This window comes from Amycolatopsis sp. MJM2582, assembly GCF_000754115.1.
In the GTDB taxonomy this organism is placed as follows: Bacteria; Actinomycetota; Actinomycetes; order Mycobacteriales; family Pseudonocardiaceae; genus Amycolatopsis; species Amycolatopsis japonica.
Genome location: NZ_JPLW01000002.1, coordinates 17,315 through 30,313 on the forward strand (window position 1 = coordinate 17,315; position 12,999 = coordinate 30,313).

Annotated in this window: 14 protein-coding genes; 2 read left to right on the forward strand and 12 right to left on the reverse strand. The window is 69.5% G+C overall.

The window, feature by feature from the left end; translation table 11 throughout:
• Window positions 1-253 precede the first annotated feature (253 nt).
• Both ED92_RS42440 and ED92_RS42445 read left to right on the forward strand, forming a co-directional pair.
• Complete coding sequence (locus ED92_RS42440; protein ID WP_152610893.1) at window positions 254-481, forward strand: hypothetical protein; 228 nt, start codon at window positions 254-256, stop codon at window positions 479-481.
• A 487-nt stretch (window positions 482-968) separates the two neighbouring features.
• Window positions 969-1,439, forward strand: a complete 471-nt coding sequence (locus ED92_RS42445) for a hypothetical protein (protein WP_152610894.1) — start codon at window positions 969-971, stop codon at window positions 1,437-1,439.
• Between the two features lie 409 nt (window positions 1,440-1,848).
• Here the strand turns inward: ED92_RS42445 and ED92_RS10480 are convergent, their stop codons facing one another.
• The 12 genes from ED92_RS10480 to ED92_RS10530 form a co-directional block, all read right to left on the reverse strand.
• Entirely contained in the window at window positions 1,849-2,382 is a 534-nt protein-coding gene (locus ED92_RS10480) for an HIT family protein (protein ID WP_081975754.1), read from the reverse strand.
• The gene (gene cmk / locus ED92_RS41305) at window positions 2,379-3,821 is read right to left on the reverse strand and encodes a (d)CMP kinase (RefSeq protein ID WP_052120412.1); all 1,443 of its coding nucleotides are present in this window, start codon (window positions 3,819-3,821) and stop codon (window positions 2,379-2,381) included. Before cmk ends, ED92_RS10480 begins: the two co-directional genes overlap by 4 nt.
• Window positions 3,822-3,823: 2 nt before the next feature.
• Window positions 3,824-4,135 carry a hypothetical protein gene (locus ED92_RS10490; RefSeq protein WP_037336448.1) on the reverse strand — a complete coding sequence of 104 codons (312 nt, stop codon included), beginning with the start codon at window positions 4,133-4,135 and terminating at the stop codon, window positions 3,824-3,826.
• Between the two features lie 14 nt (window positions 4,136-4,149).
• The gene (locus ED92_RS10495; RefSeq protein WP_037336450.1) at window positions 4,150-5,328 is read right to left on the reverse strand and encodes a hypothetical protein; all 1,179 of its coding nucleotides are present in this window, start codon (window positions 5,326-5,328) and stop codon (window positions 4,150-4,152) included.
• Between the two features lie 56 nt (window positions 5,329-5,384).
• The gene (locus ED92_RS42715; protein ID WP_161791090.1) at window positions 5,385-5,534 is read right to left on the reverse strand and encodes a hypothetical protein; all 150 of its coding nucleotides are present in this window, start codon (window positions 5,532-5,534) and stop codon (window positions 5,385-5,387) included.
• 225 nt (window positions 5,535-5,759) lie between these two features.
• The gene (locus ED92_RS10500; RefSeq protein ID WP_152610895.1) at window positions 5,760-6,485 is read right to left on the reverse strand and encodes a hypothetical protein; all 726 of its coding nucleotides are present in this window, start codon (window positions 6,483-6,485) and stop codon (window positions 5,760-5,762) included.
• 159 nt (window positions 6,486-6,644) lie between these two features.
• Window positions 6,645-8,234, reverse strand: a complete 1,590-nt coding sequence (locus tag ED92_RS10505) for an SAM-dependent methyltransferase (protein WP_037336454.1) — start codon at window positions 8,232-8,234, stop codon at window positions 6,645-6,647.
• Window positions 8,231-9,244: an SAM-dependent methyltransferase gene (locus ED92_RS10510; RefSeq protein ID WP_037336456.1), complete on the reverse strand. Its 1,014-nt coding sequence runs from the start codon at window positions 9,242-9,244 to the stop codon at window positions 8,231-8,233. Before ED92_RS10510 ends, ED92_RS10505 begins: the two co-directional genes overlap by 4 nt.
• A 266-nt stretch (window positions 9,245-9,510) precedes the next feature.
• The gene (locus ED92_RS10515) at window positions 9,511-10,596 is read right to left on the reverse strand and encodes a trypsin-like serine protease (RefSeq protein WP_152610896.1); all 1,086 of its coding nucleotides are present in this window, start codon (window positions 10,594-10,596) and stop codon (window positions 9,511-9,513) included.
• A 210-nt stretch (window positions 10,597-10,806) separates the two neighbouring features.
• Window positions 10,807-11,193, reverse strand: coding sequence for a hypothetical protein (locus ED92_RS10520; protein ID WP_152610897.1), 387 nt, complete (start codon window positions 11,191-11,193; stop codon window positions 10,807-10,809).
• A complete protein-coding gene (locus tag ED92_RS10525) occupies window positions 11,190-12,083 on the reverse strand; it encodes an SAM-dependent methyltransferase (RefSeq protein ID WP_037336462.1) in 894 nt (297 codons plus the stop codon). Before ED92_RS10525 ends, ED92_RS10520 begins: the two co-directional genes overlap by 4 nt.
• The gene (locus ED92_RS10530) at window positions 12,067-12,972 is read right to left on the reverse strand and encodes an SAM-dependent methyltransferase (protein WP_152610898.1); all 906 of its coding nucleotides are present in this window, start codon (window positions 12,970-12,972) and stop codon (window positions 12,067-12,069) included. The genes ED92_RS10525 and ED92_RS10530 overlap by 17 nt, the downstream gene beginning before the upstream one ends.
• Between the last annotated feature and the right edge of the window lie 27 nt (window positions 12,973-12,999).

A 12,999-nucleotide genomic window follows, 5' to 3' on the forward strand; every position in this document is an offset into this window, starting at 1 on the left:
CGATTGCTCTGCACATGCTCGCAACCAGCGCGGTGGCTCGGGGGAGGGCAGCCCGGACAACGTCGGACGCGTCGGCGGGGCCAAGCGGGGATTCTCCTGCGAAGAGCTGGGGAGCGGGTTGGACCGGGCAGAGAGGGACTTCCTGTCCACTGATCCCTGCCGGGGGGGGGCGCAGGCATACGCTCCCGCCTGCCGGCAGCACGACGAACGGGCCAAGCACACCGACGAACCGACGTGGACCCACGCATCCCGGATGGCAGGGCAATGCTTTGCCATCGAGGCCGCCCGGATCCGGAGACGACACAGCATCCCCACCATCAGCCCCGACGCGCGGGCGACGCTGCTCGCCATCGGGCTGTGCCGGGCCTGCAGGCGCCGGGGCACGCAGTACTCCACGGCGCATGCCCCGAGTGCCTGCGGTTGCGGCACGGCACCGCGTCCGAACCTCGCCTTCACCGCCTGGCACGACGGCGTCGCGTAGACCGCGTCCCGATCACGGCGTGAGCGCGGAGGGGCAGCCTGCGCAGTGAAGCCCCATGCACGACGGGCTTCGGCCTGTGCGGCTGCGGGTCGCGCTGCACCCAGCCTGCGTTCGCGTCCACTCAGGCAGCATGCGTCGACCCGCCTTACCGAGGACCGACATCTGACGGACAGAGGCTAACCGCATCAGCGCCTTCGACCGATAGCGCGGCTGCATGATGCGCTTGGGGTGATACGTCTCGTCGTGTGACGAGTCGGTGGTGATCGACCGAGCGGCGGTCGCGCCGCGGAACCCGGTACTTACTCGTCGTCCGAGGCAGCGTTCTGTGGCCCTGCCAATGCGGTTGTGACCAGCGCGGACGCGGGTCACCGGTCCGGGGGTAATTCGTCACGCGACTCAGTGAGACACGGGGTGTCGTCGGTGTGGTGTGGGGTGTGTGTCGTTACGAATTCCCGAGAGCGATCGAGGCGATGCGGGAGCGGTATCTATGGGACGACAGGCACGGTCGGTACGGGCGAAGCCGGGCGACGAGGGTGTGGTCAGGTTGACCTGCGGGCTGTGCGGTCTCGGCTGGAACCAGCCTCCCAAACGTGGGCCTCGTCCGAAGTGGTGTTCGGATGGGTGCAAGCAGGCCGCGTACCGCGAACGCCACCCGGAACGGATCGCCGCCGCTCGCCGTGCCGCGTATGCGGCCGAACGCCGGCGAGCGCGGCTGGCGTGGTTTCACCTGCAGTACGAACAGATCAGCGTGCACAGGACGCTGACGGTGGTCAAGGCGAGTCAACTGTTGTGGGAGTTGTCAGGCCGCGATGAGAGGGCGTGGTCGGACCCGCGGCGCACCTACAGGCGGGCCGCTAAACGATGGCATCCCGACGTCGTCGACGGCGACGAGATCACCTTCAAACTATTAGATGCGTGCCGAGATGTGCTGCAGGAGAAGCATCCGAATTGGAGGTAACACTGACCACGCCATTCCTCCTCGACAGCACCGTCACCGACCTCAGCGACGGTGTGGTTCTGCCGAGTTCCGGGGTTGAGCGGGGGAACAGCCTGTCCGCAGGCCAGGCCAGGCAGCTGGGCGGATTCGCTACGGTCGGCCACCCGGTGAGACCCCACGGATAGCGGGGCGGGGCGCGGAGTTGGTTAGAAACCCCTCGTCGGTGTCACGCGGGATTGGTGTGGGGCCACGGCAATGAGGGCACTGGCGGGTTGTGGTTCCGCATCGGCGGCGACGCGGACGAGCCGTGAGGCGTGTCCCGCTGACTCAACCGTCGCCAGTTCGGCAGCGGACTCGGGCGTATGGCCGGGTTGTGTCGCCGCTGCCTCCGCACCAGCGAGCAGATGACGTGACGAGCTCGCAGAGGGCGTCACGTCGCGTCGCCATTCTCGCGCAAGGCACCGAGCCATGCTTCGGGATTCGTTCCTGGCAGGACATGTCGGATGCCGCCACGAGGATCGGCTACGTCGCCTTCATACCGGGGGATGAGATGGATGTGCAGGTGGTCGATCGTCCTGCCTGCAGCCTTCCCCTCGTTCACGCCGATGGTGTAGCCGTCTGGGTGGTAGTGGTGGTCGATCATCTGCCGTGCTTGCCTGATCAGGCCATACATTTCCGCGTGTTCGCTTTCGGTGAGGGCGAAGTAGGACTCGACGTGTCTCTTCGGGACGAGTTCGACATGTCCTCGGGCAGCGGGGTAGTTGTCCCAGCGCACGTAGACCTCCTGCCCTTCTAGAAGGAGTTCGTTGATCGAGGAATCATGGAACCGGCAGAACAGGCAGCCGGCGGCCGGACTGTCCTTCACCGACTCCGGCTGCGTCGCCTCGGGTTCCTCACCCGAGACATCCGCACGCGATGTGCTGCTGAGACTTGCTCGGATCGTCGGGTCTGAACGTCGTGTCATGTCGCCGATTCACCTGTCTTGTGTCCAGTGTGGATGGTCGGGGTCTGGATCGGAGGATGGGTGGCCGTTGTGGCCTGCTCGACCCCCTGGCTGCGGCAGAACATCGTCACGCGGTCGATGACCTGCTTGGCGGTGAGGTCGCTGGTGTCGATCACGACCGCGTCCCTGGCTGGGGTGAGCGGCGCGACCGTGCGGGTCATGTCGGCGTGGTCCCGGCGCTGGATGTCCTGCAGGACCGTCTCGTAGGTTTGGCCGGGTTCTTGCCGGACGCGCTGGTGAGCGCGGACGGCGGGTATGGCGGTCAGGTAGAGCTTGACGCGGGCGGCGGGGAACAGTGCTGTGCCGATGTCGCGTCCTTCGATGATGCAGCGGGGATGCCGGGCGGCCCAGTGGTGGATGAGCGCGGCGACGTGCCGTCGTACGCCCGGTATCCGTGCCACCACGGGGACGAGCGTTGTGACGCCCGGGGAGCGGAGCGCCTGGGTGGTGTACCGGGGCGAGGCCAGGACTGAGCCGGTGTCACCGGCCGTGAACAGTCCGTCGCATAGATTCTCGATCGCGCCCGGATCGTCGACGGGCACGCCCCGGTGCAACGCCTCGAAGGCGATGACGCGGAAGGCGCTGCCGCTCTCGAGATAGTCGAGGCCGAACGCTCGGGCCAGGGCGTGACTGGTGGTGGTCTTGCCGGCGGCGGCCGGACCGTCGACGGCGATGACCGTTGCTGGTGCGGTGTCGTGCATGGTTCTCCTTTGGGGTGTGCCGAACCCGGCGGTCGCCGATGCCGGGCGGGTAGTGATGCGTACGTGGGCGCGCTTCGGTCGTGCCGTCGGAGTGCGGTGCCTGGGAGCCGGGCGTTGGGCGCAGTCCCTGGGCGCACCAGGCATCATGACGGCGGTGCGCCGGTTGGCTCTACCGGTCGTCGCGTGCAGGTGGCGTGGCGGGCAGGGCACTCTCGCTGTGGCCCGGCGTCGTCGATGCGGCGTTCCCACCGTGCGAACAGGGTTGTGACGCGCTGGCGAGCAGGACTGTTGCTCGTCACGGCCGGTGGGCCAGTCGTTTCGGACGACGATCGCCGCGCCCCGGTCGCCGAGCCATCCAGCCTCGGCAAGGACTCTGATGTCGAGGCCCTGATAGGCCATCTCGACCATGCTCGTGGCGGAGCCGAAGGCGATGTCCGCGCCGCCACCGGCGAGCGTGGACAGACCGACGTACGGGTCGGGCGCCGGGACCGCGCTCACGGCGAGGCCTTCGGCGGCGAAGTAGCCGCGCTCGATCCCGTGAGATAGGGCCACGGTGTCGAGTTCCGGCGGGACAAGGACGCCCACCCCGAGCGGGTGCTCGGACGACAGGGAGGAGCCGCAGCAGGTGGCGAACAGCGCGGTCACGACGACGAGCACGACGCGCACGCCGAGCGCGATCCCGCGGAGCGTGGAGAGCATGATCAGTCCCTTCCTGGCCGGTTCTCGGTGCCCGGTGTCGGGGTGGGCGTGTTCCGGTAGAGCGGTCCGAACGGCCGACCGGCCTGGTCGGGGTCGGTGTTGAACGATCGACCAGGCCGGTCGGTGTCGCCCTGTTCCTCCGGCTCCGGCTTCGGAACCGGCACCGGCGGATAGATGCGCTCGAACTTGGTCTGTGAACGGCGCTCGGCGTCGACGATGTACCAGGCCAGAATCCCGCCGGCGAGCAGGGCCAGGACGACGCAGACGGCCACCAGCACGACGACGATCGTGAACACCAGATCAAGCAGGGTCATCCGTCATCCCCCCCTCACCGAGGACGAACGCGGACGGGATGCGGGCCGACCAGCTGTGAGGCCGGGCATGATGCCTTGCTGAACGCGATTCCGGGCCGACGGCGACAGCACAGACAGACCCGGTGTGAACACGCGGTCGTCCTGCGCACACAGTCTCCGTGATCGCGTCGCCGCGTACCCGGGGCTCCTCGTCGTTCATGCGGCGACGCCTGCCTGATCACTATCCACAGAGGACAAATCAGGGAACTGAAGCCTGAATGAGAACCTTTTGTGGCTGTTGACGGGTTCCACGGGCTCGTGGATGAGCACACTGTCCGGTACGAACATCGCCACGGCGCGCGGATTGAGCACGGCGGCGTCGATCTGAGTGGGCGGCCGCCCGTTCGGGGCGGGAAGTTGGTGGGCGTGTAGTCGTTCGCGAGTTCGCCGGCGTGGCTGAACCCGACCCCGCCGACACGGCGGCCGGGCTTTCTCCGTCGCCACGCGTGCCGCCAGTCGCGGCGCCCCGGTCGCCAGCTGCCGCAAAGGTAGTCCAGCGCGCGCGTGTCGAAGGGATGGTCGCCGGGCACCGGAATGCCGTCGGGGAACAGCATGCGCGGCGCATAGTGGCAGAGCTCGTCGAAATGCTCGGGGTAGGTGGCGGGTTCGAATCGTGGTCCGGAGGGGTGGCCGAACCAGTCGCCGAGGACGACGGTCGGTGTCGCCGCTCGGGCGCCGTAGGGGCGGAACGGTGTCACGTCGTGCCGGCGCTGGTCGCCGTTGGGATGCCCGTGGAAGCCGAAGAGGTTGAACATCTGGTCAGGACTGTCGCGTGGGGACAGCAGGGCGCGGTTGCGGTTGCGTTCGAGGAAGCCGGGTTCCCGGCCGCTGTGCCATTCGTGCTTGTGGACTTTCGCTGCGTCGTACAGCAGCGCGGGCGGGATCTCACCCCAGTCGTTCGGGAGGCTGCCGGGGAGGATCACGTAGCTGCGGTCACGGAAGGTGGTGTTCAGCGCGACCTCGGCCTGGCCGATTCCCTTACCACCGAAGAAACGCCAGAAGCTCGCCTCACCGATGATTCCCGCGTCGGGTGTGCGGTCGTCGGCGCCCAGCAGTTCCACCAGGGTGTCCATGACGTAGACGGCGGACTGATCATGCTCCGCGCCGCCGTGGTCGAAGTTAACGTAGGTCAGGTCCAGGTCCAGTGTCGGCATGGTTTCGGTGCTTCCCTTGTCAGGTAGGGGATGCGGCCGCGTCGGCGGCGTGAACTTCAGGGCGAGTGGCTCGTGTGCTTCGGCCTGAGATGGCAGGCGATGGTCATGGTGAGCACGGCGTTGCGGAAGGCGTCGAACCTCAGGATCGCGCCGCCGTCGTCGTCGACCAGGGTGATCGGGTGGTTGCCCGGCTGGTCCGACGTCACACCGCCGCGGTGGAAACCCTGGCTGTACTGGTCACGCTGTGAGTTCCTCCATCTTGGTTGGAAACGTGGGTCTGTGTCGGCGGGTGATACAGGTCGGGGTTGTAGTTTTTGGCCGCCACGGCCATATCGGGAGGGGATCTGGCCGAACCAGGCCCGGCGAGCACGTCGGGTGTGGTGATCGGCTCGGACCGGGCACGCCGGGCCCCGGTCGAATCGGCGTGGTGGCTAGTCACAGCCGACGTCTGCCAGGGCTTCGCGCGTCGTACGGTCGCGCGGGACGACGCCGAGCCCCCAGATCTCCGCACGGGCCAGGGACGGCCAGTGCTGGCCTGTTCTGGTAAACCGCAGTAGCCCGCCCTGGGACCCGGTGATGGTCACGGTGTCGGAGGTGAGGGCGAGGGCGGCGCCAGGGCCGGTGTACTCGGTTCCGGACAGACATCCGCCGCGGTAGTCGCGGATCCCGGCCCAGGTGTCCGGGACGAAACCGGTGTCCGCGGGTGCGCCGAGATCGATCAGCATGACCGCCACCGAGAACGGGATCACGGCCGCGGCTGCACGGATCCAGGGCTGGCGGCGGAACGTCGACCCCACCATGCGGCCCAGGACAGCCCCGGCGACTGCCGCGGCCGCGACCGAACCGAACCACAGCGGCATTCGCTGGTAGAGCTCGCCGCTCCAGATCGCGAGGCCGGCGCCGAGGGCGATCGCGCCGCCCCACCACACGGTGTCCACGAGAAGGCTCGGACCGTGCTGGTGGTCGGAGAAGCTTCGGTGCACGAGGAGATCGGTGCGTGGCACGACTGTCCGCCGCCGGCGGACGGCGCGGCTGGAGCAACGTACCTGGCGGGCGGGCTGGGTACGGACGCGACCTGCTGCGGGCGGCCGAAGCCGGGTCCCGCGGTGTCGCGGGACTCCGGGCGGCGCGGTGCCGAGCTGATCGGATTCGTTCATGCCGTTTCTCCTTCGGGGTTCGTGCCATCACTGCGGCCGGAGTTTCCGGTGCGCCGGCCTATCCGTGTGCGTGGTGACGGCAGGGCTGGCGTGCGGGCCCGGATCTGGTGTGCTGCATGGTTTTCTCCTTCTCGGTGGCGGAAACGCGGGTGCCGGGGGTCATGCGGGTGGGGTGTCGGCGGCGCGGGTGCGCCGGTCGCGTTCCTCGAGTACCGCGAGCTGGGCACGGGCTTGGCGGGCGAGGAGATCGGCGGCGTCGAGGCCGTAGTGCCAGGCGATGCTGTCGGCCACGGGTGCGGTGAGGACTCGGTGGCCGGAGAGGGCCTTGGCGATCGTGGTGCGGTTGTAGCCGAGCGTGGCGGCGAACGCGCCGAGGTTGAGTCCGGTGGCGGTGTGGACGGCGCGGAGCACCTCGACCGCCGAGGCCGCTTCGTCGATGTCGACGCGGAGCGGACGCCGGTGTGCCGCCGGTGCGGATCCGGCGGGGATCGCGGTCGGTTCCCGCCGGGTGGTGGCGGCGGACAGCTCGGCGTGGTCCTGCAGGGTCAGCAGGGCGAGCGCGTCGCAGTCGTAGCGTCGTGCGACGGCGTGGGCGAGTTCCGGGGTGACGCGTGCACGGCCGTTCAGGACCTGGTCAAGTTGTGAGCTGGGGTAACCGATCGATTCCGCGAAGCTCTCGCGGGTCTCGCCGCTGTCGGCGAGGACGCCGGCCAGCATGTCGCGAACGGACTCACGCGCACTGCGTGGTGGGCCGGATGGAGGGGTGGTCGTGGAGGGGACCCGGCCGACCGCGGCGAGGGTGAAGGGCGGGCACGGGTGCCGGGTGGTGTCCGGGCCGGGCCAGCAGGCCTGGCTGGTGATCTCGTCGTGCGGGACGAGTTCCAAGTCGGTCAGCCAGTCGGCGAACGTGGCCGGGCTGCACGCGCGGGGGTGCGGGGGAACGCAGCGTTCATACGCGCGGCACCAGCGGGCCGTGTCTTTCCGTAGCGCGGCCCGCGCGGAGGTGGGGAGTGCGGGCAGGAGGGGCTGGTCGGTGAGGTGGGTGATCACGATCCAGCTGCCAGCCGGCAGGCGTGTCGTGAGCCCGTGGATGACCGACCGCGGGGAGCGGCGATGTTCGAGGTAGTGCAGGAGGTCGACCAGCAGGACACAGACCGGCCGGTCTTGGTCGAGGATCTGGGCCGAGCTGAGGTCCTTGAGCATCGTGTCGACCGCGAAGCAGTTCCCGCGCACCGCGTGCGCTGACAGGTGGTCGCGGTGAGGCGATCGGTCGAGCCAAGCGTGGTTGTGGTTGTGGACGTCGGTGTCATGGTCGACGAGCACCAGCCTCGGCGTGCTGCCCGCGGCACTCGCGTCGGTCAGTGCCCGGTAGGTGGCGCTGCCGTCGGCGAATCCGCATCCCATGTCCAGGAACTGCGTGATGCCCTCGGCGAGCGCGTTCTCGACGACACGCGCCGCGAAACTGTCGCGTTCCTTGACCGCCACGGCCGCGGCCGGAGAGATCCGCAGCAGCTCAGCGGCCAGCAGCCGGTCTCGCGGGGAGGCGAGCGTGCCGCCGCGGAGCGCGTCGTCGACCCGCGCGGGGTGCGGTCGTTGTCCGCACGGGGCGGGCAGAGAACCCCACAGCTTCTGGTTGTTGGCGCGATGAAAGGGAGTGTGGAGCCCTTTGCAGCACTTGACGGCGCGCGGGCAGGGTTCGCCCCAGTGCGGCACCTGCCCGTCCCGCCACTGCGGGACGGCCGGGATCATGACCGGTCTCCCGTGGTCTCACGCGGTTTGCGCTCGCTGCGATCAGGAACACGGCCGACGGCGGCGAGGGTGTAGGGGGCCTGGGGGAGGCGGGTGGTGTCTGGGGCGGGCCAGGTGCCGGTGGTGGTGATGCCTGGTGGGAGGAGGTCCAGGTCGGCGATCCGGCGGGCGAATTCGTTGTGTCTGCTGGCGTGTGGGTGTGGCGGGACGCACCGTGTCATGGCCTTGCACCAGCGGTCGGTGTCGCGGCGGAAGGCGGCCCGGGCACTGGGGTTGTCCAGTGTGGATGGTGCCTGGTTGGTGAGGTGGTTGACCGCGACCCAGCTGCCGGGCGGGAGGCGTTTCACCAGGCGGCGGATCACCGAGCGCGGGTCGTGCTCGGGGTCGAGGTAGTACAGGAGGTCGACCAGCAGCACGCAGAGCCGCCGGGACCGGTCCAGCGCGCCGCTGCGGTGCAGGGACGCGAGCATGGGGCCGATGGCGAACGCGTTGGCGTGGATGAGGGTCCGCGGCCGGGTCATCAGGACCGGGTCGTCGGTGAGATCGCACAGGTTGTGGCTGTCGACGTGCGGATCGTGATCGACGTGCACGATCGTCGCCTCGGGATGCTCGACGACGGCGGCGTGTGCAGCGCTGGTGGCGATGTGCCCGGATCCCAGGTCCAGGAACTGGGTGATGCCGTCGGCCAGCGCGTGCCGGATGACGCGGGTGGTGAACGTGTCGCTGTCGTCCAGCGCTTGCCGGGAGTGGGGAGCGATCCGGGCGAGTTCGCCCGCGAGCCGCCGGTCGCATTCGGTCGCCAGGTACGTGTCCGGGTCGCGGAGCACGGCGCCGACACGGGCAGGGTGCGGATGGCACCGGCACACGACCGGGGTATCCGCCCATCGGCGTTGCATGCGGACCAGGTCGTCGCCGGAGAAGGGCGCCGGGCAGTCCCGGCCGGAGGCGGCGCAAGCGTCCGGCCAGTAGGGCCCACTGCCCTCGATGAACGGGACGGTCTCGGCGGTCACGCGGCCTCGCCCACAAGCCCCGCGATCACCGGTGCGGACACCGACGTCGGCACCAGGCTGAGGTGGGCGGCGGTACTGTCAGCTGCCGGCTTCCGGAAAAGCGAGTACAACACTGATCCTTTGATACGTGGAATGGTGAATCGTGGTTTCAAGAATGAGAGGGAATGACGGTGCGTCCCGCATCGCCGTGGGCGGTTCGTGGTGGATGGGCGTGGAAGGCGGGTCGGTGACCGTCCGAACCGGACAGTCACCGACCCGCCCCTCTGTCAGCCCGCGAGCGTCAGATCCGCCTGCGTCAGATCCGCTTGCGTGACCTGTGTCCGCGCATCACGCTCGTGCATGGTGCGGATGATCCACCACAGGAATCGCGGTTCCGTGACCTGCGTGTAGATCGTGGAGGAGACGCAGGCCTGCGTGTGCGAGCGTGACCCGAGCCCGGTGAGGACCCAGTCCTTCCCGTACCGCTGCAACGCTCCGCCGCCGGAGTCCCCGGCACACGCGGTGCCTCCGCCCGGGGCGGTGCCTAGGCAGATCTCGCCGCGCCCGATCCCCGCCTCGGCGCAGTCGTCCTTCCGGGCGATCGGCACGTCGAGCTGCCGCAGCCACGTCGGCGCCGGCGCACCCCAGTGAGCCGGATCCGGGTCGGTCACACCCCACCCGATGATCCGGGTTTGCCTGCCCGCCTGGGGATAGGCGAGTTTCGCGGGCTTGACCTGCCATCCCGGGACCGCGTGGTCCAGCTGGATCAGTGCCAGGTCCCAGATGAAGCCGTCACCGTCCGGCATGCCCCACTCCCAGTGCTTCGGGAGCGAGATCGACGTGACCCGGCGGACGGCTCCGCCGTAGTGCCGGTTGGTCGACCCGATCCGCAGCGTGTACTGGGACGGATCCTGCGGTTCCGCCTGCGTACCCACCCCGGCCCACCGCGGGGGCGGCGCCTGCTGGAACGCACGCCACGCCAGTTCGCCAGCCCGGTCCGCGCGCTGCGGCGCCGGATCCATGATGGACAGGCAATGCGCTGCCGTGAGAACGAACGACCGGTGGATCAGCGCACCGCTGCAGGTGTGCCAGTCCGCCACGCCGTTCTTCAGCAGCTGGATCGACCCGGCACCGGCGTAGGCCTGCGGGGCCCGTTCGCCGCCGACGATCATCGGCGACACATCGTCGTCTCCGGTGCCGTTGGCGGCCGGGCTGGTGGTGCTGGCGGGTACGGCCGTGGCCGCACCGTGGGTCCCGCCGTCGGCGGCAGCCGCCGGCGCGGCGCCGAGGCCGGTGGCGAACAACGCCGCCAGGGCGGCCACGGCGACGCGCAACCCGCCACGGCGGCGGGTTCTCGAACTTGATGCTGTCACTGTTTCCCTTCTCTGATAGTGCTTCCTGACGCTCTCCGCGGGCGTGCGGGGAGCGCGACTGTGGGCCACCGGATGTCCGCGGTGGCGGTGTGCGGCGACGGTGGGCCACCGGGCGCGGTGCTCGCAGCACGTGGCGCGGCCACAGTGGACAGTCCTGTCCGGACGACGCGACGCTCCGCGCGGGGCGGCCGGTCGTGCCGGGTGGCGGACTCAGCTGTCGCCGGGGGCTGGGGCGGATCGGGCGGCGTCGACGAGCTGCCGGTAGAAGTCCGTCTCGCAGCCGGTGCCGGGGGATTGCGCCATGTAGAACATCGGCACGCCGGTATCACACCGGAACTGCACGAGCCGGACCGCGCGGTGGGTGGTCACGTCAACGAACAGATGCTCCGAGGCGGAGTGTCGGTGCTCGATCCAGCGGCCGAGCAGGCCGGACAGCCACTCTCCGGCGTCCTCGCGATCCAGTGGGCCGGCGTCGGTGACCTCGGTCAGACTGCGCGGCACGTCGATCGCGGCGTGGTCGACGAGATCCGCGATCCACGCGGCGTGCGCGAGGTCTGGGTGAGCGGCTTCCTGAACGGTCACGGTGGATGTCGTCATGACGCGGTCCTCGTCGCGATCGCGCCCCACGCCGGAAGTTCCGGGCCCGCGATGTCGGCGGGTTGTCGGCCGCACCAGTGCGACACCGGCGCGACGCCCGGGGCTTCGAGGAGCCAGCCGGTGCCGTCGAACCAGCTTTCGACCTCTACCTGGGATCGCGGGGTCAGCTGGGGCTCGGGTGTCAACGCCAGGTGCCTGGCCAGGTCATCGAGCGCGGCGGCGGCCGCGCTCCCCGGGGGAGCGGTGCCGAGGGTGCTCACCCCGATCACGCTGCCGGGAGGGAGCTCATCGTGGTAGGCGCGCATCAGGTCGGTGACGTCACCAGGCCAGTGCGCCGGATCGCCGATCATCGTGAGACACACCGGTGTCGTGAGGTCCAGCGACCAGCCGCCACGTGCATGCACCTGGTGCAGCGGCCGGTGGATCTCGTGGACCGCGGCCTTGACCGCCGCGGCACGTTCCCCCTCGAGCACGGCCAGGGCCGTGTGCTGGTGGCCGAACAGCATGTTCTCGCGAGCCACCAGCACCATGCTGGGCGCGCCGATGTAGGCCTTGGCCAGGGTGTAGGGAGTTTTCCTGTCCGGGCCGAGAGGCAGCGGGGCGCGCAGGACCACGAACTGGCTGATCCCTCGCTCGTCGGCGGCGAACGCGATGACGTCGTAGAGGAAGCGCTGCTGCGCCAGCACACACCAGCGGTAGCCGGGCACGTCGGCGTCGATCCGCTTTGCCCGGTCGCGGTCCGCGACGAAGACACCCTCGGATCGGACACCGAAGGCCTCGTCGAGGAAGAAGCCATTGATCCGGCCGATGGTCGGATTGTCGGTTTCGGCCTGCAGATCGGGGACGGTCCCGTGCGGGGTCAGGAAGTACGGGTCAGGCGTCGGGGTCATGGCCGGGATTCCTCGCGTGATCGACGGTGCTGGCAGACGGACGTGGTCTGGTGCGGGGCGGGCGGCGTGCAATCACCGTGATCAGCTCCGCCGCTGTGTCCGTGGTGGACCGTGATGCGGCGATGCCCGGAGGGGCTTGGATCTCCACGCCGCTGCACCGGATGAGGTCCCATGCGTGCGGGTCGGTGAACACGTCCAGAACCTCGGAGGCGGGGCGCAGGACCAACGGTGATGACAGGCAGCTCGTGAACGCGGCCTCCACCGGCGAGCGCCCTGAATCCTGGGTCGTGGCCGGGTGCTGTGGAGCGACGTGGGTGACCGACACCCGGCTGTCCGCGGGCAGCACGTCCCACAGGTCAGCGAGCAGTGCCCGCGGATCCCAGGTGTGCTGGAGCGCGGACGACAGCACAACCCAGATCGGGGCGTCGAGGGTGATCTCCCCGTTCGCGGCGGCCGTGCGCAGGCAGGCACCGAGACCGGGAGCAGACGACATCCAGCTGACGCCCGGGGTCTCGCGGTAGGCCGCGACCATCCAGGACCGCACCGCGGATTCGGCGTCGTCGAGCAGGTACAGCACGCGAGCCCCGCGGTCGGCCGGCAGCACCTCGTGGACAGGCTGCCAGGGTGGGAGGTCGGGGTCGACGACGACGTACTGCCGGAACCTCCTGGCCGCCCGGATGAGGACACGATCCCGGAACTCGTGCTCGGCCATGATCGTCTCCGGGAAGGCTGGCATGCAGACGCGGATACGCCACGCCGCCGACAGGGCCCCCAGGTCGTCCCTGCGGCCGCCCAGCGCGGCCCGGACCCCGGCCCGTGTCACGATCCACTGTGGACAATCGGGGATGTGTACCGCTGCGGTGGCGGATCGGCGTGGGCGCTCAGGCATCGTTGCGTGCTTTCGTCGTCTTGGAAG

What these genes read in the sequence shown, in the direction of transcription:
- ED92_RS42440 (WP_152610893.1), top strand. Translation starts at nt 254, where the DNA reads ATGGCAGGGCAATGCTTTGCCATCGAGGCCGCCCGGATCCGGAGACGA.
- ED92_RS42445 (WP_152610894.1), top strand. Translation starts at nt 969, where the DNA reads ATGGGACGACAGGCACGGTCGGTACGGGCGAAGCCGGGCGACGAGGGT.
- ED92_RS10480 (WP_081975754.1), bottom strand. Translation starts at nt 2,382, where the DNA reads ATGACACGACGTTCAGACCCGACGATCCGAGCAAGTCTCAGCAGCACA.
- cmk (WP_052120412.1), bottom strand. Translation starts at nt 3,821, where the DNA reads ATGCTCTCCACGCTCCGCGGGATCGCGCTCGGCGTGCGCGTCGTGCTC.
- ED92_RS10490 (WP_037336448.1), bottom strand. Translation starts at nt 4,135, where the DNA reads ATGACCCTGCTTGATCTGGTGTTCACGATCGTCGTCGTGCTGGTGGCC.
- ED92_RS10495 (WP_037336450.1), bottom strand. Translation starts at nt 5,328, where the DNA reads ATGCCGACACTGGACCTGGACCTGACCTACGTTAACTTCGACCACGGC.
- ED92_RS10500 (WP_152610895.1), bottom strand. Translation starts at nt 6,485, where the DNA reads ATGAACGAATCCGATCAGCTCGGCACCGCGCCGCCCGGAGTCCCGCGA.
- ED92_RS10505 (WP_037336454.1), bottom strand. Translation starts at nt 8,234, where the DNA reads ATGATCCCGGCCGTCCCGCAGTGGCGGGACGGGCAGGTGCCGCACTGG.
- ED92_RS10520 (WP_152610897.1), bottom strand. Translation starts at nt 11,193, where the DNA reads ATGACGACATCCACCGTGACCGTTCAGGAAGCCGCTCACCCAGACCTC.
- ED92_RS10525 (WP_037336462.1), bottom strand. Translation starts at nt 12,083, where the DNA reads ATGACCCCGACGCCTGACCCGTACTTCCTGACCCCGCACGGGACCGTC.
- ED92_RS10530 (WP_152610898.1), bottom strand. Translation starts at nt 12,972, where the DNA reads ATGCCTGAGCGCCCACGCCGATCCGCCACCGCAGCGGTACACATCCCC.